The organism is Candidatus Nitrospira allomarina, from assembly GCF_032050975.1.
GTDB lineage: Bacteria > Nitrospirota > Nitrospiria > Nitrospirales > UBA8639 > Nitrospira_E > Nitrospira_E allomarina.
This window is the reverse complement of sequence record NZ_CP116967.1, coordinates 2,861,357-2,884,136: the sequence shown is the minus strand read 5'-3', so window position 1 is coordinate 2,884,136 and position 22,780 is coordinate 2,861,357. Positions and strand designations below refer to the sequence as shown.

Annotated in this window: 21 protein-coding genes; 4 read left to right on the top strand and 17 right to left on the bottom strand. The window is 49.3% G+C overall.

From position 1 onward, the window contains the following. Nucleotide 1: 1 nt before the first annotated feature. From PP769_RS12815 to bamA, 9 genes are all read right to left on the bottom strand, one after another. On the bottom strand, nt 2-208 hold the full coding sequence (locus PP769_RS12815) for a hypothetical protein (RefSeq protein WP_312640704.1): 207 nt from the start codon (nt 206-208) through the stop codon (nt 2-4). A 2-nt stretch (nt 209-210) separates the two neighbouring features. Beyond that, nucleotides 211-726: a lysophospholipid acyltransferase family protein gene (locus tag PP769_RS12810; RefSeq protein WP_312640702.1), complete on the bottom strand. Its 516-nt coding sequence runs from the start codon at nt 724-726 to the stop codon at nt 211-213. Between the two features lie 20 nt (nt 727-746). Continuing rightward, nucleotides 747-3,629: a lipid A export permease/ATP-binding protein MsbA gene (gene msbA / locus PP769_RS12805; protein WP_312640700.1), complete on the bottom strand. Its 2,883-nt coding sequence runs from the start codon at nt 3,627-3,629 to the stop codon at nt 747-749. A gap of 48 nt (nt 3,630-3,677) precedes the next feature. Continuing rightward, nucleotides 3,678-4,634, bottom strand: coding sequence for a Gfo/Idh/MocA family protein (locus PP769_RS12800; protein WP_312640698.1), 957 nt, complete (start codon nt 4,632-4,634; stop codon nt 3,678-3,680). Between the two features lie 87 nt (nt 4,635-4,721). After that, nucleotides 4,722-5,591 (bottom strand): LpxI family protein, encoded by an 870-nt coding sequence (locus PP769_RS12795; protein ID WP_312640697.1) that lies wholly within the window; start codon nt 5,589-5,591, stop codon nt 4,722-4,724. A gap of 27 nt (nt 5,592-5,618) precedes the next feature. Further along, the gene (gene lpxA / locus PP769_RS12790) at nt 5,619-6,428 is read right to left on the bottom strand and encodes an acyl-ACP--UDP-N-acetylglucosamine O-acyltransferase (protein WP_312640692.1); all 810 of its coding nucleotides are present in this window, start codon (nt 6,426-6,428) and stop codon (nt 5,619-5,621) included. A 71-nt stretch (nt 6,429-6,499) separates the two neighbouring features. After that, nucleotides 6,500-6,955, bottom strand: coding sequence for a 3-hydroxyacyl-ACP dehydratase FabZ (gene fabZ, locus PP769_RS12785; RefSeq protein ID WP_312640690.1), 456 nt, complete (start codon nt 6,953-6,955; stop codon nt 6,500-6,502). Nucleotides 6,956-7,022: 67 nt separating this feature from the next. After that, nucleotides 7,023-7,595 carry an OmpH/Skp family outer membrane protein gene (locus PP769_RS12780; RefSeq protein ID WP_312640688.1) on the bottom strand — a complete coding sequence of 191 codons (573 nt, stop codon included), beginning with the start codon at nt 7,593-7,595 and terminating at the stop codon, nt 7,023-7,025. Nucleotides 7,596-7,648: 53 nt separating this feature from the next. Beyond that, nucleotides 7,649-9,985 carry an outer membrane protein assembly factor BamA gene (bamA, locus tag PP769_RS12775; RefSeq protein WP_312640686.1) on the bottom strand — a complete coding sequence of 779 codons (2,337 nt, stop codon included), beginning with the start codon at nt 9,983-9,985 and terminating at the stop codon, nt 7,649-7,651. 564 nt (nt 9,986-10,549) lie between these two features. On the opposite strand from bamA, the gene lon reads away from it, so the two are divergent. The 4 genes from lon to PP769_RS12755 all read left to right on the top strand — a co-directional run bounded on the left by lon (nt 10,550) and on the right by PP769_RS12755 (nt 16,089). Further along, nucleotides 10,550-13,024 carry an endopeptidase La gene (gene lon / locus PP769_RS12770; RefSeq protein ID WP_312640684.1) on the top strand — a complete coding sequence of 825 codons (2,475 nt, stop codon included), beginning with the start codon at nt 10,550-10,552 and terminating at the stop codon, nt 13,022-13,024. A 10-nt stretch (nt 13,025-13,034) separates the two neighbouring features. After that, on the top strand, nt 13,035-14,078 hold the full coding sequence (thiL, locus tag PP769_RS12765; protein ID WP_312640682.1) for a thiamine-phosphate kinase: 1,044 nt from the start codon (nt 13,035-13,037) through the stop codon (nt 14,076-14,078). Nucleotides 14,079-14,099: 21 nt separating this feature from the next. After that, nucleotides 14,100-14,549: a DUF2062 domain-containing protein gene (locus PP769_RS12760; protein ID WP_312640680.1), complete on the top strand. Its 450-nt coding sequence runs from the start codon at nt 14,100-14,102 to the stop codon at nt 14,547-14,549. A 124-nt stretch (nt 14,550-14,673) separates the two neighbouring features. Further along, nucleotides 14,674-16,089: an HD domain-containing protein gene (locus PP769_RS12755; protein WP_312640678.1), complete on the top strand. Its 1,416-nt coding sequence runs from the start codon at nt 14,674-14,676 to the stop codon at nt 16,087-16,089. A gap of 64 nt (nt 16,090-16,153) precedes the next feature. Here the strand turns inward: PP769_RS12755 and PP769_RS12750 are convergent, their stop codons facing one another. The 8 genes from PP769_RS12750 to PP769_RS12715 form a co-directional block, all read right to left on the bottom strand. Continuing rightward, the gene (locus tag PP769_RS12750) at nt 16,154-17,659 is read right to left on the bottom strand and encodes a CsgG/HfaB family protein (protein WP_312640675.1); all 1,506 of its coding nucleotides are present in this window, start codon (nt 17,657-17,659) and stop codon (nt 16,154-16,156) included. A gap of 172 nt (nt 17,660-17,831) precedes the next feature. Then, a complete protein-coding gene (locus PP769_RS12745) occupies nt 17,832-18,437 on the bottom strand; it encodes a PilZ domain-containing protein (protein WP_312640673.1) in 606 nt (201 codons plus the stop codon). 86 nt (nt 18,438-18,523) lie between these two features. After that, on the bottom strand, nt 18,524-18,772 hold the full coding sequence (locus PP769_RS12740) for a hypothetical protein (RefSeq protein WP_312640670.1): 249 nt from the start codon (nt 18,770-18,772) through the stop codon (nt 18,524-18,526). 319 nt (nt 18,773-19,091) lie between these two features. Then, nucleotides 19,092-19,403: a hypothetical protein gene (locus PP769_RS12735; RefSeq protein ID WP_312640668.1), complete on the bottom strand. Its 312-nt coding sequence runs from the start codon at nt 19,401-19,403 to the stop codon at nt 19,092-19,094. Between the two features lie 13 nt (nt 19,404-19,416). Then, on the bottom strand, nt 19,417-19,809 hold the full coding sequence (gene fliS / locus PP769_RS12730; RefSeq protein WP_312640666.1) for a flagellar export chaperone FliS: 393 nt from the start codon (nt 19,807-19,809) through the stop codon (nt 19,417-19,419). Nucleotides 19,810-19,824: 15 nt separating this feature from the next. Further along, the gene (fliD, locus tag PP769_RS12725; protein ID WP_312640664.1) at nt 19,825-21,240 is read right to left on the bottom strand and encodes a flagellar filament capping protein FliD; all 1,416 of its coding nucleotides are present in this window, start codon (nt 21,238-21,240) and stop codon (nt 19,825-19,827) included. Between the two features lie 121 nt (nt 21,241-21,361). Then, the gene (locus PP769_RS12720; RefSeq protein ID WP_312640662.1) at nt 21,362-21,760 is read right to left on the bottom strand and encodes a flagellar protein FlaG; all 399 of its coding nucleotides are present in this window, start codon (nt 21,758-21,760) and stop codon (nt 21,362-21,364) included. A gap of 67 nt (nt 21,761-21,827) precedes the next feature. Further along, nucleotides 21,828-22,655, bottom strand: a complete 828-nt coding sequence (locus tag PP769_RS12715; protein ID WP_312640660.1) for a flagellin N-terminal helical domain-containing protein — start codon at nt 22,653-22,655, stop codon at nt 21,828-21,830. Between the last annotated feature and the right edge of the window lie 125 nt (nt 22,656-22,780).

Here is a 22,780-nt window from a genome sequence, read left to right as displayed (position 1 = left end):
GTCACCGATCGAAGGTCTCATTCATATCGATCAGATTCTGGGAAGACATTCGGCGGAGAAATGATTCAACCGGGTCGGAATCCTGAACAGCCAATTCCGCTTGAGCCGTAAGCCGGTTCAACGAACCTTCCAGCTCCAACCCGGGACCGGACAGCTGCTCGTTGGAAAGATCCCGGCTTACCCAGATGGGTGGGCCCCATACAAACAACCCTATCCCACCGGGATAGGGAATCTGGAAGCGATCCCAACTCGTAAAGACTTTTTTTTTGAGCAGGCAAAAGTTAAAGGGATTATGGGCAATCCCGTCATTTTTGCCAGATAAATCACTCCCGATTGTACCGTGCAGGCTGGCCCCTTCGGACCATCGGGCGTCACAACCAGATCTCCGCCATTCCGCCCGGCCTTCAACAATTGCCTGGTCGCTCGAAGTCCCCCGCGTGTGCTCGACCCGCGAATGGACTGAAATCCAAAATATCCCATGATTCGCGCGATAATTTCACCATCCCGATGTTGGCTAATCAAAATTGCGGCCTGTTGCCCACGGTAGGCCAACGGCATCATCAACTGACGGCCATGCCAAAAGGCAATAATGATCTGTCGCCCTTGGCGATACAACTCGTCCACGGTTTCCCCACCGACGGTAGATAGACGCATGGTACGCCCCAAAAGGCGAATCATGTGAGCGGCCAATGGCGGAGCGACGGACAGTTTAATCCAATTCAACATAAGGAACGGCGTTTTTCAATTTAGGAGGTCGTCGGTAACGGTTCGGGTTGAGTCAGTAAAAATTGCGTTTGATACAACCGAGTATAAAGGCCTCCCTGTTGAAGCAAAGTGGCATGAGTACCGATCTCTTCAATTTTTCCGCGATTCATCACCACGATACGATCGGCATGTTGGACCGTGGACAACCGGTGGGCGATGATCAAGGTCGTTCGGGCTTTTACCAGGTTTGCCAGAGCTTTCTGCACCAGCTTCTCAGATTCCGAATCCAGAGCGGACGTCGCCTCGTCCAGAATCAGAATCGGGGGATCCCGCAGAATTGCCCTGGCAATTGCGAGTCGTTGACGTTGTCCACCCGATAATCGTAGTCCATTTTCACCAACCAGCGTATCCAGTCCATGAGGGAGCCGCTCAATAAATTCCCAGGCAAAGGCGGCGCGAGCCGCCTCAATGACAGCCTCTTCACTCGCATCCAGACGGCCATAGGCGATATTATTCCTGATCGTATCATCAAATAACACGGTTTCTTGAGACACGATGCCAATCTGCCGTCTCAGAGATGATCGATCAACCAGGCGAATATCCTCACCATCAATCTTCACGGTGCCTTCTGTCGGACGATAAAACCGTGGGACCAGACTCACGAGAGTGGTCTTTCCACTACCACTGGCCCCGACGAAGGCCACCACCTCCCCGGCGTTGATCGTGAAATTGATCCCGTGCAAGGCCGCCTCGTCAGAGCCCTCATACCTGAAGGTGACACCGGAAAATTCCAAATTTTTCGCCATTGGTGGAAGAATTTTCTTGCCTTCGTCTTTCGCTAATTCACTTTCCAGGTCGAGAACTTGAAACACCCGCTGAGCCCCCGCAAGCGCACGCTGAACCGACTCATTGGCTCCGGACATTTTCCGGAGGGGGGCATACGCCATGAACATGGCAGCCAGAAAGGAAAAGAACTCTCCCGGCTTCATCTCTCCGGCAATGACTAATCCTCCCCCATACCAGATAATAAAGGCCACACCGCAGACCCCAATGACTTCAAGAAGTGGAGAGGCCATCGCTGAGGTTTGAGAGGACTTCACTTTTGCTGTCCGAAAGGCTTGATTCGTCAACGAGAATCGGTCAGCCTCCTTCTCTTCCTGACCGTAGGCCTTCACGATCTTGATCCCGGAAAACGCTTCCTTTAAGACGGAAGCCATTCTCCCAATGGATTCCTGGCCACGTTTTGAAAGTTTACGAATCCGTCGGCCGACCCGTACCAACACCAAGGAGGAGAAGGGTAATACCACCAACACAATCGTCGCGAGTTTCCAATTTTGATAAAAGACCACGGACAGCATCGCCACAAACGTCAGCCCCTGTTGAAAAATATCCTTCAACACACTGGGAATGGCATTCGCCATTTCGTTGACATCGCTAATCACCCTGGCCATCAACCGTCCTGACGTATTCGCATCGTGAAAACGAATAGGCAGGCGCACGATATGAATAAACAATTGCTGGCGAATATCGGACACCAGCCAGTGGCCCACATAACTCATGAGATACCCCTGTCCATAGGCAAAGGAGGCTTTTAAAATCGCAACACCCAGGACAGCCAACGGAAGGATGAGCAACATCTCCTGATTGCGCTCAATAAAAATTCCATCCAGAACCGGTTGAACAAGCCACGCATAGACCGCTGATAATCCTGCCACCCCGGCAGAACAGACAAACGCACCAAGCAACCGCAGGCGGTACTCCCTCAGATACGACACAATTCGCCAGAAGGTCTTCATACGGTCGCCTCGGCAAGGATACAGGCTGCAGCCCGTTTCGACGCTCCCGCCCCCCCCCAGAGCCGTCCGAATGGTGTGGAAAGCCTGGGTCATGTCCTGTTGGCGACGAACGTCTTGCAAGATGCCTAAGGCTTCATGGGCGATATAATCCGGGGTCATACGATCCTGAATCAGTTCCGGAACAATTTCTTGACCGGCTAAAATATTCACGAGACTAATATAAGGAATTTTAACCAGACGTTTGGCAATATGATAGGTCAAGGGAGATGTTCGATAGACCACAACCATCGGTGTTCCAATCAGTGCCGCTTGCAACGTCGCCGTCCCAGAGGTCACCAGTAAAAGATTTGAAGCCGCCATTACCTCATTGGACAGACCTTTGACTACCTTGACCTGTTGGCTAAAAGGTCCAAGGAGTTCATTCACCATCGAATCGGACAGTGAATGCGCTTGGGCAAGAAGGACTTGAACTCGAGGGTAGGGAATACGAATCTGTTCAACCGAACGCAGGAAGGCCGGCAACACCTCCCGGACTTCCCGGGCACGACTCCCAGGCAGCAGACCGATCACCAGATCCTCTCTGTTCAACCCTAATTCCTGACGCTCATGCACCATATCATAGGCAGGCTTGAGCTCATCCAATAATGGATGGCCAACATACGTGCAGGGAATGCCGGCTTTTTGGAAATAGGCCTCTTCGAAGGGAAGAATCGCTAACACATGGCTGATAACTCTTCGAATAAGTGTTAAACGACGGCTTCCCCATGCCCACACCTGAGGGGCAATGTAATAGATAATTTTGCATGACCGTGGGGCAATGGCCTTGGCCAGGCGAAGATTCAATCCCGGACTGTCGATGAGGATAATGACATCAAACCGTTCACGCTGGAGGTAACTGGTTAGCGTTCGTAGGGTCTTCCACCCCTGTATGAGCTGCCGGATTCCCGGAACGCCCATGGCGTCTACCCGTTTGACATGCGGAAGAAGCGAGACTCCGGCTGCCAACATCCGACTGCCACCCACACCGATTAATTCCACACCGGGATTCAGTTCCCGTAGTGCCAGCGCTAAGTGCGCTCCGTGAATATCGCCGGAGGTTTCACCGGTCACTAAAAAGATTTTTGGCATCGGGACTCTAACCGACCGCTCATGGCAAATAGCCCGCCCTGACGCGGATTACCGTGGCGAGTGCCCGGCATGTTGTTGAATGAGCGAGACCACTTGGGTTGCGACTCGCAGAGCTTCCACACCTTCTTCTCCTGAGACACCTCGGGCGGAAGGATTTCCCAGAATCGATTGAATGAAGCAACCCAATTCACGAGTCAGGGCATCGCCTTCATCACCCTTGATATGTTGCGTTTCAACTTCAAACGTTCCACCTTCCAAACTTCTCCTGGTGTTCATCACCGCCTCTTTTCCACCAAAATCAACCGAGAGATAGCGATCCCGTTGATATACTCTGATCTTTCGCAGTCGTCCAGTCGAGATGCGGCTGGCAGTCAAATTCGCCAGACACCCGCTTTCAAAGAGAATTCGCACATTGGCAATATCGGGCAGATCGGTAAACACCGGCATGCCTCTCGCCTCCACCTGCAGGATAGGACCCAACCCTAAGGATAACAACAGATCCAAATCATGTATCATGAGATCCCGTACCACATCGACATCGGTTCCTCGAGGCTGAAAAGGACTTAAACGATGACATTCAATAAAGCCGGGCTGACTCACGAGAGGACGCATCACTTCCACGATCGGATTAAATCGTTCAATATGGCCAACCTGCAGTATGGTCCCCCGGGCTTTCGCCAGGTCGACTAACTGCTCACCTTCCCACACATGGCTGGCAATTGGCTTTTCGACCAGAACATGGCACCCGCGTTGCAAACAGGTCGTGACCACCACCCCATGTGCCGAGGTGGGGACCGCCACACTCACCGCATCGACCAATGACAGCAGCTCGTCCAAATCCTGGAAATACGACACTCCACATTCATCCGCCACCAGATGCCCGCGTGAGGTATCGGTATCAGCGACCCCAACCAAGGTCACAGAAGGCAGGGTTCCATAGATGCGAGCATGATGTCGGCCCAAATGACCAACACCAATCACCCCAACTCGTAAGGATTGTGTCATGTAGGGATCGGTCGTCGCTGAAAAGGAGAACAGAAACTGCGGTTCCAGTTACACCACACGAAACACCACGATGGGGAACCCGTCCCCCTACCGTGGTGGAGCATCGGAAGACGCGGCATGCTGCAAAGGGCCAGTCGGAGCAATTCCCACAATCGCGATATTCGCTGATCTGGCATTCGCACTCATCTCTTCCCGATCAAGAACGACGGTGCGCCCGGCTTCAATCGCGAGAACTGAAGCCTTTACCGCGACCATGGACTGAATGGTTTGAGGACCAACAGCCGGCAAATCAAACCGAAGATCCTGGTGCGGTTTCGTGCGTTTGACCACCACGGTTCCCTTGCCACCAAGTGTCCCTCCACGAGTAATGGTCCCATCCGTTCCCTCAACAGCTTCAACGGCGACAATCACACGATTTTTTACCAGGACACATTGCCCAATATCTAACTTTCCCAAGGTTTCCAGGGTATCCCAACCAAATTGAATATCCTCCCACTCTTTGCTCGTTGGTTTCCTGTGGGCAAGATTGCCCTCTTTCGCCAGAATGCCTTCCAGGCCAAACGTAGACTCCCGAATCTCAATTCCTTCCCGCTCCAATTCTCCAGCCACCGCCCTGAGGATCGCATCGTCCTTCCAATGTTTCAAACGGCTAAAAATGGCCAAAGCCCGGAGGTCCGGCCGAAGTGCCGTAAAAACATGCGTTTTGTGGATGCCACCCAACATGACGGCCTGGCGGATGCCATCACCCTTTAATGCCGCCAGGGCCTTACTAAACTGCCCGACCTTGAGCCAATGAATGCGATCCACATGGGATTCAAGTTCCGGAAGAGTCTCACCCACATGCGCGATGGCGGAAACCGAAAACCCTAACCGCCGGACATTATCGGCAAAAATAATCGGAAAGCGCCCGTTCCCCGCAATCAGTCCAATCCGCTCACCTTGCTCAGGAGAAATCATACCCTTCGCACCAGGTCAGCCCCAGCCTTACTCCTCTTCATCATCCAACTCCCGTGAGGAGACCTGGCAGATCCCGCGACTGGTACTTTCCAAAAAGGTGAGTAACGTCATGACGTCTGTGCTTTCCCCGTACTCGTTACGAGCAAGTTTAATGGCTTCTTGCAGGCGATGTCCCTGTCGGAATAAGAGTTCAAATGCGGCCTTTAAGGTATTCATACGTGCCCCGGAAAACCCATGGCGTCGCAAGGCAATCGTATTCAGCCCAAACATTTGTGCACGATAACCTCCTGCCGCACGCACAAACGGCGGGACATCCCGTCCTAAGGCGGAACACCCTCCCACCATCGCATATTCACCAATCCGTACATATTGGTGCACCCCGACTAAGCCTCCGATCACGACAGAATTTCCCACTGAGACATGGCCGGCTAAGTTTGCCGCATTGGCCATCACAATATAATTACCCAGCTCGCAATCATGGGCCACATGGGTATAGGCCATGAAAAAATTATGGTGCCCGATTCTGGTCACTCCGCTTCCAAAAGCTGTCCCTCGATTAATCGTCACATTCTCACGAACAATATTATGATCCCCGAGACAGACTCTGGTGGGCTCATCTTTATATTGCAAATGCTGCGGAGGGGTTCCAATAGACACAAATGGGAAAAACCGGCAGCACCGGCCAATGTCCGTATGCCCCTCTATACACACATGTGCCACTAATTCGGTTTGATCTCCAATCGTGACATGTTCCCCCACGACACAATAAGGCCCGATGACGACATCTTCACCTATTGTAGCTTTGGGATGGACAATTGCTGTGGGATGAATATTCATCAAATTCTCACTTTATTGCGTTGAACATGAATTCAAAGCCAGACTTCGCGCAACAATCCTGTTGCCTGTAGCTAGGCCTCACTTTCTTCGACTTTGACCATGGCGGTCATTTCGGCTTCGCAGACTAAGGAGGACTCGACCAAGATTTTCCCGGCCATCTTCCAAAAAGGATCTTTTCTCCGGATCACCTCCACCTCAACCCGCAATTGATCGCCGGGAACGACCGGTCGACGAAACTTGGCTTTTTCAATTCCGGTGAGAAAAACGGTGGGGCGCCCCGTCCCCATCGCCGTTTTTCTGGCCAATACCCCGCCAACCTGTGCCATCACTTCTAGAAGTAACACACCAGGCATAATGGGGTACCCTGGGAAATGCCCTTGAAAAAACTGTTCGTTGGCCGTGACGTTTTTAATGCCCACAATCCGCGTCCCATCTTGGAATTCAAGGATCCGATCCACTAACAAGAAGGGATACCTGTGTGGGAGTAATGCCTGAATCTGGAGAATATCTAACTCGCTCTCAGCCATACTGACCCCTTTCTCTCAATGTTACTCTGGCACTATTGGTCCCTTATGACCATGAGCCACCCTTTGACTAGGGTATGCGAATCTCTCCGCTCTCCCGATCCAGCGCCTGAATAACCTCAGTAGAAATATCCAGGCCGGGTTGATAAAACAACGTGCCTGAATTCACACCATATTCTAAGACCAAGCCCAGGCCACGCTGACCGGCAACTTCCGTTACCACCTTTTGCACCTGGAGACGAAATTCGTTTTGCAATTCGCGTTGTTTTTCTTGGACTTCTCTGTTTAAATCGGCTACCTTTTGCTGATACCCGGCCATTTTTTCCCTGAACTGTTCTTCCTTCCGATCTCTGGCCTCCTGACTTAACACCGTACTTTGGGCCATCAATTCACTTTCCAACTTACGCAATTCCTTTTGCTCTAATTCCACAAGTGTCTGCCGATCCTTCATGAAGGCATTCAGCGCATCCGACAGCCGTTTCCCCTTGACCGTTTCAGCCAATATCCGCTGAGGATCAACAACGCCGACCGGGAGATCCGATGGATTGTTGGGCGCTATAGCCGTGCAACCCCAGGCAAAACTCAGGACCAGACTTCCCAAAGTCATCCACCCTCCGATACCCCCAACTCCTGTCTTCCTCATTATATGTTCTCTCCTCCCCCTCGCCATCCCACGTGGTCTTGGTGCAAACTTATCTAAAAGACCGATCCCACGGAAAACTCGAATACCCACTTTCTGTCATCCTTTGGGCCATCGATCGGTCGGCCATACGCCGCCCGAAGAGGACCAAATGGGGAAATCCACCTCACCTCCATACCTGCAGCCATTCGAAGATCAAAATCCAATTTATCTCCTTGTGAAAATCCTCTTCCATAATCGAAGAAAATGACGCCGTTCAACTTGGCATCTGGCAACACCGGAAAGATCAAATCATTATTGATAATGATTTGTTTATTGCCACCCTCAGGATCGTTACTATCGGTCACCGGCCCGGCACGACCATATTTAAATCCCCGCACGGTGTTGATGCCTCCCACATAGAAAAACTCCGGAATGGGGAAATCCGAACCATTAAATCCGTCTCCGTATCCAATCCGTCCCCGAATAGAATGACGAAAATCCCAAAATGGCAAGGGGGTAAATTTCATGGCATCAAACGATGCACTATAAAAATTATTTGTCCCCCCAAGGGCATCCGTTCCAAAACTCGCGATGACACCGATTCGAGTGCCACGCCGGGGGTCTAAATAATAATCACGCGAATCCCTGAATAAAGAGGCACGGAACCCGGTCGTGGACTGCGTGCCTTCCTGGTCTTTAATGAGATCGTTGGCATCCGATTCCACATCATCAATCTTGATCTTCTCAGCTACCAGGGTAAAGGTACCCGTCAGGTATTCAGAAAAACCCCGACCAAACGTCAGATTGGCCCCTTGCTTCTTTTCAAGGTACGTCAGAAAATTGGTTCGCGAGCTGAACAAATCTGCCTGGCCGGAGGTTAAGGTATCAAAAATAGCCGGATTTCGAAAGGTTATAGTTCCCAGAGTACGCCGTCCTCCTACCTGCCCTCGAATCCTGGCTAAATACCCACGCCCGAATAAATTTCCCTCGGTAATATCCGCAATCAATGTGAATTGGTCCAAGGTACTGAACCCTCCGCCAATGCTGAAGGAGCCGGTAGGTTTTTCCTTGACTTTAACCTCTAAATCGACTTCTCCTGGAGCAATTTGTTTGGGAAGAATTTCCACAGTTTCAAAAAAATTTAAATTATTCAGACGTTCGAAACTTCGTTTTATTGCCGGGGAATCGATCATATCCCGTTCATCCACCCGCAATTCACGCCGGATCACATTGTCCCGCGTTTTATTATTCCCGGTGATGCGGATATCTTGAATTCTGACCATTTCTCCTTCTTCAATGGAAAAACCAATTCGAGTGCTCCGAGTGGGGGGATCAGGCTCTACCGAAGGATTGGCCTCGGCAAACGCATAACCACGACTGCCGTATAAATCCGTCAACCGGGTAATCTCATCACGGATTTTTGCACGCTGAAACACTTCACCAGGCTCAATAATCAATCCTTCCCGCAATTCTGCATCAGAAAAGAGCGTATTTCCGGTATACTCGATTTGACTCACCACATAGGGCTCTCCTTCGACAATCGGGAAGACCAAAGTAAACCATTCTTTCTTCTCATCCAACTCCATGCGAGGCATCCCCACCTGGACATCTAAATAGCCTTTATTGAGATACACTTCTTTAATCCGTTCGACATCATTCGGCAGCTCATCCCGATGAAGGATGCCGGCATCCGAAAAAATTGACCAGGGCCAGGAATATTCCCGGTTGGCCATAAAGGACGTCAATTCCTTCTTCTGGATGACATTACGGCCTTCAAATACGATTGTGCGAATATGGGCCTGACTCCCCTCTTCGATATAAAAGGTCAATCGTACTTGATTGTTCTCGATCATATCCGTGATAGGAATAATTTGAGCATGGTAAAAGCCCTTGTCGTGATACAACGATCGAAAATTTTCTACAGAAATCTTTACCTGTTCTTTATCCAAAAACACCTGATTTTTTACGGTATTTTTTTCGTTCAGTTTATCGTCTGACAACTCTTCATTCCCATCAAACACCACTTCGATCGTAAACGGCTTTTCCTTCACACGAAAGACCACCAGGACTCCATTGGCCCTGACTTCGGTTGAGACTTCGACTTCCTCAAAAAACCCCATCCCATAAATAAGCTGAATTTGTTCCCGAATGGACTCTTGGGTAAATACATCACCTGGTTTGATGGATAATTTTCCTAAAATTGCCAGGTCTTCAATATGCTGGTTTCCTTCAATTTCAATGACCTCGATATGGGACTGGGAAGATTGGGCCAACACCGGCCTCTCAAACGAAAGTGTTCCTACCACAAGAAGGCCAACAAGGAGAAAAAGGCTGACAAAAGGAAAGAGAGAAATCCCGGAACGCCTCATCTTGTGCCCAAGACCCAGTGACCCAGGCAACACTAGATCCATTGGGCATCTCTAAAGCGATGGAAGAAACCAGAAGGGTGTATCACAAAAAATTTGTATGGTCAGCGGGACAGCAGAATTGCCCCTTCAATTTGGTCCCCAACAGTTAAACCTTAGAGATGCTGGTGGTAATGGGGGGAAGCCAGAGAAATGAGGAGACAATCATCATGTTGGGATCAAGGTGCCAGATTATATTCTTGATAGGATTCCTTGTAAAGGCAACATCTTAGGCATGTGCTATTCTCAGAAACACCCCAAGAAGGGAGCACGCATAAACCTTGACAACATTTTTCACCTTCTCCTAGTATCAAAATCAATGAAAATCATGTAGGTTTTCTTAAACAACGAATAATGGAATTTCATTCAGAGACCCATTCCTAACCCCAAGCAATCTTCGGCATTGGCTGTGCCAGCCGGGACCATCGTAACGTTCACAATGGGTCCGAAGATATCTCTGCTCTGTCTGGTCAAGTCTCCTTTTCCGATGAAGAGATTGAAAGAAACACTGTCCACCATTTTGACCAATTCCTTGATGAACCCATTCGTTCATCGTTAGAAATGAAACTGATGACTGAAGACTATCCGGAGATACCCGCACCGTCTATTGAACAGATCCCCGAGGAATTACCCCTCCTACCAGTACGGGACATTGTCGTCTTTCCCTATATGGTGCTCCCCCTGTTTGTTGGGCGCGACATGTCCATTAAAGCCATTGAAGCCGCTCTCTCCTCCGATCGTTTAATCTTTTTAACCACTCAAAAAAATCAAGACGTGGAAGTGCCAGAGACCCAAGACCTCTATCAATTAGGCACGGTCGGGGTCATCATGCGCATGCTGAAACTTCCGGATGCCCGTATCAAAATACTCGTGCAGGGCCTCACAAAAGCCCGGGTTCAAGAATTTACCCAAACCAATCCATTTTTCTCCGCCCGCATCAAAACATTGACGGAATCATCCACAGCGCTACCTTCCTTGGAGAAAGAAGCCATCGTTCGCTCCACCCGAGAGTCCTTGGAAAAAATTGTCGGATTAGGAAAAGTGTTAATGCCGGATGTGCTCACCGTCATTGAAAATCTTGACGATCCTGGACGTCTGGCAGACATTATCTCTTCCAATCTTGGGCTCAATATCGAGATCACTCAGGGAGTCCTCGAAATTGACGATCCTCTTCTCCGCCTGAGGCGAGTGAATGAAATCCTGAGTAATGAGCAGGACGTCTTGTCCATGCAACAGAAAATCCAAGCTGAAGCCAAGGGGGAAATGGATAAGACGCAGCGGGAATACTTCCTTCGCGAACAACTCAAAGCGATCCAGAAAGAGTTGGGAGAACTCGATGACCGATCTGAAGAAGTGGCCGAATTTCGTCGAAAAATACAAGAAGCCAGCATGCCGGACAAGGTCCTGAAAGAGGCGGAGAAACAACTGAAACGTCTGGAAAAAACACACCAGGATACGGCCGAGGCCGGGACGATCCGAACGTACTTGGAATGGATAGTTGAATTACCTTGGAACCGTCATTCTGAGGATAACCTCGACCTCCCCCAGGCAAACCAGGTGCTGCAGGAGGATCACTACGATCTTGAACGGGTCAAGGAACGAATTCTGGAATATCTCGCCGTGCGCAAACTCAAAGACAAAATGAAAGGACCCATCTTGTGTTTTGTGGGCCCTCCTGGAGTTGGCAAAACTTCTTTAGGTAAGTCGATTGCCCGTGCCATGGGACGGGAATTCGTTCGCATGAGTTTAGGTGGAACACGAGACGAAGCCGAAATTCGAGGACATCGCCGAACCTATGTTGGAGCATTGCCAGGAAGGATTGTCCAAGGGATCAAACAGGCAGGGACGAATAACCCCGTGTTCATGCTAGATGAAGTTGATAAGATTGGAACCGATTTTCGCGGGGATCCCTCGGCTGCCTTGCTGGAGGTGCTCGATCCGGAACAAAACCATGCCTTTGTCGATCACTATCTCGGAGTCCCCGTTGATCTGAGCAAAGTCATGTTCATTACGACCGCAAATTTGACGGATCCCATTCTCTCTGCACTACGGGACCGAATGGAGATCATTGAAATACCAGGATATTCGGAGGAAGAAAAGCTTGGCATTGCTCAACGGTATCTGATCCCGCGTCAGTTGGAGGAACACGGAATCACACAAGAGCACTTACTCATCACCGATTCGTGCCTGGCGCGCATCATTTCTCAATATACCAAGGAGGCCGGGGTCCGCAATCTGGAGCGTGAGTTGGCCAATGTCATGCGAAAAGTGGCGAAACGCATTGCCGAAGGAAAGATCAAACGCTATCAGGTCACTCCCCGAAACCTCCATCACTACCTCGGTGTTCCTAAATACGTACCGGATCAGGAACAGGAAAAAGATGAAGTCGGCGTCTCAACTGGACTCGCATGGACAGAAACCGGTGGAGATGTCTTGTACATCGAGGCTTCGGTTATCAAAGGAAAAGGCCTCTTGACCTTAACAGGGCATCTTGGCGACGTCATGAAAGAATCTGCTCATGCGGCACTGACATATATTCGCTCCCAGGCCAAGTCATTGGGAATCAATCCTGACATTTTCGCTAAACAGGACATTCACGTTCACGTGCCGGCCGGGGCCATCCCCAAAGACGGACCGTCGGCAGGCATAACGATGGCGACAGCCCTTGCATCCTGTCTCAGCAGTAAACCCGTCAAACGGGACTTGGCGATGACAGGGGAGGTCACGCTTCGCGGCAGAATACTGGCCATTGGCGGATTAAAAGAAAAAGTTCTAGCCGCTAAACGGGCCCATATCAAAACCATTGTTATGCCTAAAAGAAACCAGAAAGACCTCGATGACATTCCCAAACATCTACTACGAGGCCTTGAGTTTATTTATGTGGAAAATATGTCGGAAGTTCTCAAAGTCGCCCTTCGCACCAAAAATCGACATGATTTGAACCCGTCAACGACTCATGGACATAGTTCATCCGGCCGTCGAAAAAAAGTTGCCTCCCCGGTCAACCGTCGCCCTTTACGACAATCCATCACCAAGACACGCTGACTTTTTTATCATGTCCCCTTCCCGCCGCCAGGCGCCCGTGTCAACAATAGGGGAATTCCAACTTATCCGCGCCCTGATTCGTGGTTTTTCCCCACCCGGTCCTCATACCCTCATTGGCATGGGAGACGATGCAGCGGTTCTGGCCCACCCCTCATCAGCCCACCTCGTCATATCCACCGACCTCCTCGTTGAAAACATTCATTTCTCCAAAAAGACCTCTTCATTTTTTGACCTTGGCTACAAGGCAGCCGTAGCCAATCTCAGCGACATGGCCGCAATGGGAGCCATTCCCACATATATCCTGGTAGCCGTTGCCCTTCCCTCTCATGTGAGATATGGAGACTGGAAGGACCTCTATCGTGGACTTTCCGTTCCCTGCAAAGCCCATGGGGTTCAACTTGTGGGTGGGGATACTTCGGCATCACATGCCTCTTTGTTTCTGGCAATCACCATACTCGGACAGGTAAAACCCGGTCAGGCGTTAACGCGGGGTGGGGCTCAGGAGGGAGATATCATCTATGTCAGTGGATCGTTAGGGAACTCAGCTGCAGGATTGGACTATCTGACCCATCACCCTTCACGCGGAAAGAGTTCAAAATTGCAACAACCCATGAAGTTTTTAGTTGGTCGCCATCTCCAGCCCACTCCTCGTATTGCCTTAGGACGATTACTGTCTTCCCGCCGTTTGGCCTCGGCCGCCTTGGACCTATCTGATGGCCTCTCAGGAGATATCCAACATTTGTGCCAACAAAGCCGTGTGGGTGCACTCATTCAGGAGGCCAGCCTTCCCATGTCACCTCATCTCATCGCATATGCGTTAAAGACGAGGAAAGATCCTCTACCCTGGGCTCTCCATGGAGGAGAAGAATATGAATTACTGTTTACCGTGTCTCCCAAGAAACAACATCGCCTGGAATTGGCCGTCAAACAACTACGAATTCGTGCCACTGCCATTGGTGTCATTACCTCTCGTGGTTCAGGAGTTCAAATAGCGCATCAGGACGGCAGAACCCAAAAATTGGTATCTCAAAGTTATGTGCATTTTTCGAAGTAAGAGAATGCTAGGAACCTGTCCATGGTAACGCTTGAGTCTGTCCGCCAACAATTGACTCAGGTCTTACATCTTCGGGAAACTCCTCACCGCACAGCCTTGGCATTTGCTCTAGGTGTGTTTATCGCCTTCGCACCACATTATTTGTTCCACACCGCCAGCGTGGTATTCTGCGCTTGGGCCTTCCGGCTGAATTTTTTAGCGCTCTTTCTGGGGTCATTGATCAACAATCCCTGGACACTTATTCCAATCCTCGCTGCCAGTCTCTATACCGGAATGCTATTGATAGGCGCATCCTCCTCAGCCACGATCGAGTGGGATCAGATGAGGGTGGACAATATTTTTGACATGCTTTCCCCCTATCTCATTCCTTTTCTCGTTGGAGCTTGTGCCCTGTCGATTGTCGGATCGTTGATCGCCTACCCCGTCATGCGATGGGTCATCACCCGATACCGAGGGCTCAAGAATTCCTAGAACAAAAACAACCATGTCACATCAACACAATCTAACCGTGAATACTTGTTATGCCATGCATTTTCCGATAACCCCGCACCCCTCAACAGGGGATAGCTTGAGTTCAGGAACAGCCGCTTAGCCCATGCCCGTGTCCGAACCACTCTCATCCCCGTTTGATGGGGTCTCGCTTCTAGCCGATCCTATTCACGGCTATATTTCCATCACCGTTCCCTATCAAGAACCTCATCCTACAGAACAGACCGAAAAGGATTTGATTGATTCTCCCTGGGTTCAACGGCTTCGGTATATTCTTCAACTTCAGAGTGCGCATTGGGTCTATCCGGGCGCTGAGCACACCCGCTTCCAGCATTCCCTTGGGACCATGCATCTGGCTGGTCGATTTATGACTCGCCTCTACCCGTCACTTTGCCAAACCGTCTCCGAGGTACCTTCGTGTCATTTTTTGGAAGAATTTATTCGTATAACGGCCCTGCTCCATGATATCGGACATGGGCCGTTCTGCCATTTTTTTGACCATCATTTCCTGCATCAATTTAACCTCACGCATGAGGTGGTCGGCCAACACATCATTCGTGACCACCTGGGGCCGATTATCAAAAAGATTTGTCGGAGTCCGTCCGGGCCATTTGCTCCAGGAGAACAATTGGATCCAGAACATATCGCCTTCCTTATTCTGAAGGATCCTCATAAACCGACGAAGCATCTCCCGCCATGGGTCGTCGCCTTACAACCTCTTCTTGGCGGAATTTATACCCCGGACAATTGCGACTACGTCCTCAGAGATTCCTACATGTGCGGAGTAGCCATTGGCCCTGTAGATATTGAACGACTCCTTCATTACACCTTCTTTTCCTCACAGGGACTCACGATCCACCAATCAGGGCTGCCGGCGTTACAAATGTTTTTACACGCCAGGCTTTACCTCTATGCCAATGTCTACTACCATCGCACCACACGGGCGATCGACATACATCTTCAGGAAATTTTCCAACCCACCATGGAGATCCTGTGCAAACAAAACCCTCTCCAATCCTTACCTCATTATCTACATTTAACCGATTGGCACGTCATCGAAACGGTACGTTCATGGAAGCACGCTCGTTCCATACACAAACGACAACTGGGGATGGAGTGGAGTCAAATTATCGGAAGACACGTGAAGTGGAAAACGGCATTCAGCACTCTGCTCCCCATCATTCAGCCGGCATCATCATCCTTTCAACCTCAGGTCTTTCTGAGCCGGATGCGTCGATTGTTACCTACTCAATATCGTCAACAAGATATTCGGGTAGATTTTGCTCATAAGGACCCTCGCCCTATTAATTTGCTCAACATGGGAAACTTTCAAATATTTGTCTGGAACCCGGCCAAAGGCACGGTCGAAACAGACAGCCTTCAAAAATACCTTCAGTATCTTCCAGCCCGAATGATCACTCTGCGAGTATTCAGCCAGGATCATTCCATTGATAAGATCCTAGCCAAAGCGGCCGAGGAAACCCTACGACGGCACTGGCCAACTTTAATTCAACCGGTTTAAGTGCCTATAACAGGGCAGTTGCCCCACATATAGATCGATTAAAATGAGAAAATCGCGGGCCGGGTCAGTGAGAGCGACTGCCAAGATGGAGGGCGGAAATGTCTTTCACCAGGGTGAGTTGTAAGCGAAATGTTTTAACCGGATCGGGGAGATGGGGGACAACCTGACCGGAATCCTGACACTCCAGGCAAGCCCCCAATAACTTTATTTGAAGGTCCTGTAAGCTTTCAAGAAAAAAGGGATCATCCGGCCAATGTTGAAACTTGATGTCACCAATTTTCCCTGCTTGCACATGGACAACACCCACTGCCGTCCGTTTATTACCTGGGAGATATCCTCGCATTGGCAGCCCTTCCGTTACCGCAGGAGCCCAGTTGGATTTGATAAGAGTTTCTAATCCCTGAAGAAGCATGTCTTCCCTATCAACCAGTGGCAAAATCGGGGTGTTCTCTGCTTTGTGCTCTCCAATGGGCTCCAGCACAACAAGAACGTGCTCGTCCGGCACAGGAACTACCACGCTATCAAAGGCCACAAATTGCCTTTCCCGCTCAACCCAATCAACCGGGAATTTGACGAGCCCGGTGACAAACGGGTTCGGCCACATAGGTACGGATACCCCTTGATTCCCTCGCATTGAAAATTTATGTTCGGTCCGCCAGCCCCAATCGGAATAAATCGCCAGCACATCCTGCTTTTCGTTAAGAGCACGGATAAAAACGCGCCGGGGCTTTTGAAAATATTCCATAAATAATGACCGGGCTCCTGAACTCTCATCTAGGGTCGTTTTAAATCCATCAGAATCTACATTCCCCCCCAAATCGGTTCCTGACTTTTGCGCTTGGTCGAATATGCCGGAAATCCGATGTGGAGAGAAAAACAATGAAAAAGGAATAGCCATGACCGGAACAGACCTCTTGGGAGCAATCGAAAAGCGCCAATCCTGATACAGGGGTTGCCCCATTTCAATAACATATCCCTCATCCCAAATCGTTTCTGCTAACTGATACGCTTCCCTGCGCTGATACGTGAGCTTTTCCAATGATAGGAATGCATCAATATGAGATACCATAGATGAAGAATTTGGTTCGGGAAAAATCACCTGTCGCCCTTTCGTGCCAACTCCCGAATCCCCCCTAAGGGGCGGCTTCAGGTCTTCCGAACTTTTATCAATCATTAATCGGTTAACTCCATCAAAAGAAGGATCAAACACACCAATGAGGTGAGTCACAAGGTCTTGCTCCAATCCAGGAATATCCGATTCTACCCCCTGAGCGTGGACCGAGCCTACGACCACCCCGGTTTCTACGTCGACAATCTGCAGATCCACGGAGAGAGTGTTCTCCTGAAAATAAATTCTCCCTTGAATGAGATACCGTACTCCTTTTAATCGTCCAAGACCGACAGGATTCTCACTTGAAGAAAATCCTCTTTGTTGAAGCCATTGCTCCCGTAATACCGAACCCAATGCATCTCGCGATACCACCTCAAGTTGGGGCCATTGCGCCAAATCACTGACAAGCATTTCCTGAAGTCCGCGGCCCAGCCAGTTTAGGTGGGAATACGGGCTCATATTTTCCAAAGGAAGGATAGCAACGCTATGCCGTTGATTGAGAACAGGCGGTTGTATATTGGGAATGGGGGATGAAAACGATGAAGTCGGAGAAACGGGAACCTCAGGGGGCCTCTGACATCCTGCCATTAGCCCGAGACAGGACACCAGACACCAGAAAATTACTGGAGCCCTAGTCAAGGACGGAATCGACAGGTTGCTTGAGGCGAAGCCGTTGAATGGTGGCTTGAGACCGAAGTGTGTGTCGAATAATCGCTTCGCGATCATCAGAAGAAATTTTGGTGAATTCCACCGCGATCTCAAATCCTTGTTCCTTGCCTTTTGATTTAGCATCTACCCTAACAATTTTCCCAACGGCCTGAATCGGTATAAATGGCCGCAAAATGAGGCGTAGAACGAGAAAAGAATCAAGGGGATATGAGTCTTCAGAATAAAACTTAATTCCGGAACCGCATAGGCTCACTGTCGTTAATTCTGGAATGGCCCCCTTGAGATTTTTATCTTTTCCCAATGTCCGGAGAATGGATGTCAACATCCAGTCAATACGCGTGACCATCTGTAAGAGTAAAGGATCACGGATGGTAAGGTCCTTCTCATCCACCATCGCTTTCACTAAATCCGGGGAGACCGCTAGCTCATCCCATTGCCACTGGCTGAATTCTGCCCCATCAAGATCAATCATTTCATAAGAAAAGGCTAGAGGAATCTCAACCCACAGACACACAGGCACATCTACACGGCAATCTTGACGTCGATCCTCAGAAGCCACGATATCCATAAGCCACCTTTATAAGAATCGCCCTGTCATCACACATAATCAAAAGGAATACCAACACTAAGGAGTCTTAAAACACAGCTTTCATATTAGGGATTCCTCGCGGCTTGAAGGCTGCGAATTTCCAAAAGAATATCCCTGGCTTGTTCGGCAGCCCCATGAATTTTTTCCAATTGTCGCTTCAGCTGTTCATCTTCGCACCGACGTAGTGCTAACTGGGAAAACACCACAATAGGCAACAATTTATTGGAGAGCGAATGTAATAATTTCCCGTTTTGTACAGAATTTTCTGTCAATACTGACAAAGATTTTTCAGATGATGCTAATTGTTGAGTCATCCTGTCGTCCCCTTAAATAGAGGGCTAAACAACCAGCCGTGGCATCCTCTAAAAATGGATATCTCATCCCTATGGAATGCAATCTCGCAATTGTCATACCTGGACAGCGCATCTTTCTTTTCGGCGGTTTTTCCAGAGAAATGTAGGGCAGAAGGAAACATGGGGAATTCTTTCTTTATCGATTAGGAGTACCTTGACTCTCTTCGTCAAAATTGTGACAGGGAAATTCCATCATGTCAGGAAAAGATTTGGAGGTTGTTCTGTGGCGAGATTCCCATGGTGCAGCGCATGACAAACCTTTCAACATGCCCTTCCACAGTCAGATGGTCAGAAGATGTCGAGCCGGGGTTGTCGGGTCTCTCCACTGTCGCTTAAGAACCCCTAATTTCCGTCGTTGATCTTGAATATCATTCAGTTGTTGGTTGATTGCCCCTTGCACTTCTTTAACTCTGGCAATGAGCCATTGATCAGATTCCACAAGGGACTGAATGGCCTTCAAAGAAAGAGATTGTGGTGGTCCCTGCGACATGCGCTGATCATAGAGAGCAATGACTTGATCCCATTGACCAAGTCGAGCTGCCTCTATGGCATCTTGGGTAAGCTGTTCTAACAAACAGTCGGCATCAGACATGCGGCACCGGTGGTTATATCCCGACCACCTGAGGCTTAGTACCTTGAACAGCCAAATCAAGCCAGGCCTCTCGGATAAGAGACAGACACCGGATTGGGCCTTCTAAGCGGCGGGGTTCATTTTTCAGATTGGCTTGAGTCAACTCAAATTGAATGTATTCATACATACGACGTAAATCTTGCGCGATCCCGCCGCCTTCCTCCATATTGAGGGAGGCCGATAATTCCCCAATCACTCGAAGGGCACGATCGAGAAAACGAGCCTTATCCTGATAATTTAACGTGGACATCCCCTCTTGCGCGAGTTTCATAGAAGAAATAGCCCCATCATATAACAACACAATCACTTGAACAGAAGACGCAGTTTGGATTTGCGTGTTTGCATACGACTGAGCACCAACCATCATACAAGCATCCTCTCTTTAGCGATTAATCGATGGAAAGGCATTTTGCAACTGGTTCAACTGCCCTTGCAATCTGGCCAATAATCCATCTAAATTGGCAAATTTCAAACGTTGTTGTTCTTCAAATCGAGCCAAAGCTTCTTCTTTAAAAGATATTTGATTGGTAAAATCATTTACTTGTTTTGTCAACGCCTTTTGCCGAATGGTCAGAGAGCCTGTCGCGATGTCATCTAACCCGTCAATGGCATTGACCACGACTTCAGCGATTCCATTTGTCCCTGTGGTGACGTTCTTAACAAACAAGTCCCGGACCGCCGAAAAGTTGGTGCTCAACGCCGAATCTAACGTTGCTTCGTTGAGCTTGATTGTCCCATCTGTTGCTTGGGTTTCGAATCCAATTCGGGAAACTCCCGTATAGGTCGTCAGACCACTGATTTGGGAAAAGACCGACTCCCTGACTCTATCAAGAATATTACGAGCCAAACTCTCTCCAACGAAAATTCCTCGTTCTTTTGTTTCTGTATTATAGAAAGTTCGTTCATTCACGAAGGAGACAATATCATTATACCCCGCTACAAATTCGGAAATCGCTTCTTTAACCGCTGCGTTATCCTGGGTCACTGAGATGGAGACAGGATTAGTGGTATCAATGGCTTGGAGATTAAGAGTCAGGCCGTCAATCACATCTGACAGGGTATTCGTTGATCGATTGATGGTAATCGCCGTGGTACCAGCTCCGACATCCGTCGTTCCCAAAACCACTTCAGAATCTTGGGCAGACTGAAACGTATCTACTCCTGTGGCAACGGTATTCAATGTTGTGTCATCAGCAACAATCGTGATGGTATGATCCACTCCTGTTTCATTCGCAGATAAGACAAGACGAAATTGGGGGGTTCCCTCGCTACCCGTATTTAAAATTGAGCCACTCACTCCCGCACCCAAATCGTTAATCGCGGCACGCAAATCTTCCAATGTGCTGTCCGCGTTTAGATTTATCGTTTGAACCGCACCACTCCCCACCTGAAATTGAAAAGTCCCCGATGCTCCACTGACAATATCGGTATCGGTTGAGGAAACCGCTGTGGAGGCCTTAGATATAATTTGATGGGCGGACGCAAGCTGATTCACCGTCACCTGATAGGTGCCTGGGGCCGCCGCCGAAGACACACTCGCAGACAAGGGAGTCTGCGCACTGGCAGAAGCGACATTGACTTGGTTTTTATTAAAACTCACCCGAGTGCGAAGGCTGCTGGCCAGACCTTGAAAACTTACCAGTTTTGCCCCCAGCAAGCCCAATTCGGTTTGTTTTTTTTGTGCATCGAGTTTACGCGTGGTCAGCCCATCAATCGGTAGCCGTTTTGCTTGGACTAGAGCGTCAACTATTGGCCCAAAATCGACACCATTACCGAGTCCACCAAAACTAATAGCCATGTCCTACGCCTTTATTTTTTGATATCCCGTGAAGAGGCACCAAATCGACATGCGGCCAACCCGGTCTCTCATGTGTCTGGACTTGCGCCTTATGAATAGAACCAATGGATCGAACTGTGATTTAGATGTCCTCTTCCACAAACAGTCCGATCTGTCCAGTAATAAATCGTTCAAGTTCTATCATGTTCTCTGAGGGTATTTGTCGGATAAGATCACCGGACTCTTGATCCACGACCCGAAAAACAACCTGATTAATATCCTTTTCTAAAGATATTTCAATACGGGGATCGACATGCTTCAATAATTCTTGGAGTCGAGTCACGGTCGCTTGTACCTGCGCAGTTGTTAATGGGGTGTTGACCGTGTAACTTTCAGTAGAGTCAGTGGGAAAAACTGGTGCTTTTTTTTCGAATGGGCGCTGAGCATCCCCCGGTAAGGGCTTTTGTCCATCCCGTACGCGAATCTCATTTCCAACTGAGATATTTATGAAAGAGGCGCTGTCAGAAAGTGTTGAAATCATAATGGGTTAACCCCAACTTTCTTAAAGGAGAAACCGGGACTTAGCCCCGGTTTCTCCTTATGACTGATTACTGCAGCAAGGCAAGGGCTTGCTGAGGCAACGTATTGGCTTGAGCCAAAATTGAGGTGCCCGCCTGAACCAAAATTTGATTCCGGACGAACTTTGCTGTTTCGAAGGCGATGTCAGCATCACGAATCCGTGATTCAGCGGCGGTGATATTCTCACCAGCCACCTGCAGATTTCCGACTGCAGCATCAATCCGGTTTTGTAAGGACCCGATATTCGCTCGAGCAGTCGCGACGGCACTAATCGCACTATCAATATTGGAAAGAGCGCTTAAGGCATTACCAGAAGTCGACACATTGACCGAGGTCAGACCTATTGCACTAGTAGTCAAATCATTGAGGGCGATGGACAGCGTATCATTCGCTGAGCTTCGGAAACCGATTTGAATGCTCAAGGAATTGTTATCCGTTCCACTTAATAATTTCACTCCATTAAACTCGGTCACAGAAGAAATTCGATCAATTTCGGAACGGAGGGCGACAAATTCCTGATCCAGGAAGGACCGCTCATTGGAGCCAAGAATTCCACTGGCCGACTGCTCGGCGAGTTCCCGAAGCCGACCCAACAAATTACCGATACCTTCCGCACCACCGTCTGCAATCGCCAGCAAACTAATGCCGTCATTAGAATTTCTCACCGCTTGATTAATACTACGAATTTGCGCACGTAAAGTTTCCGAAATTCCTAATCCTGCCGCATCGTCCGCCGCCCGGGTAATCCGCAAACCCGAAGACAGACGGGAGACAGACCCTTCCAATTGAGCACTGTTCACGCCCAAATTTCGTTGGGCGTTGATTGACGCAATGTTGTTGTTAACGACAAGTGCCATACATTCCTCCTTGATGGCTGGGCCTCAAAGGATCCGTCCTTTGGGGGTGAAAGTAAATCAGGTGAGCCGATAGGCCTCCTTAGGGTTTGTGAATTGAACCAATTTTAACTTCACTCGTATGTATC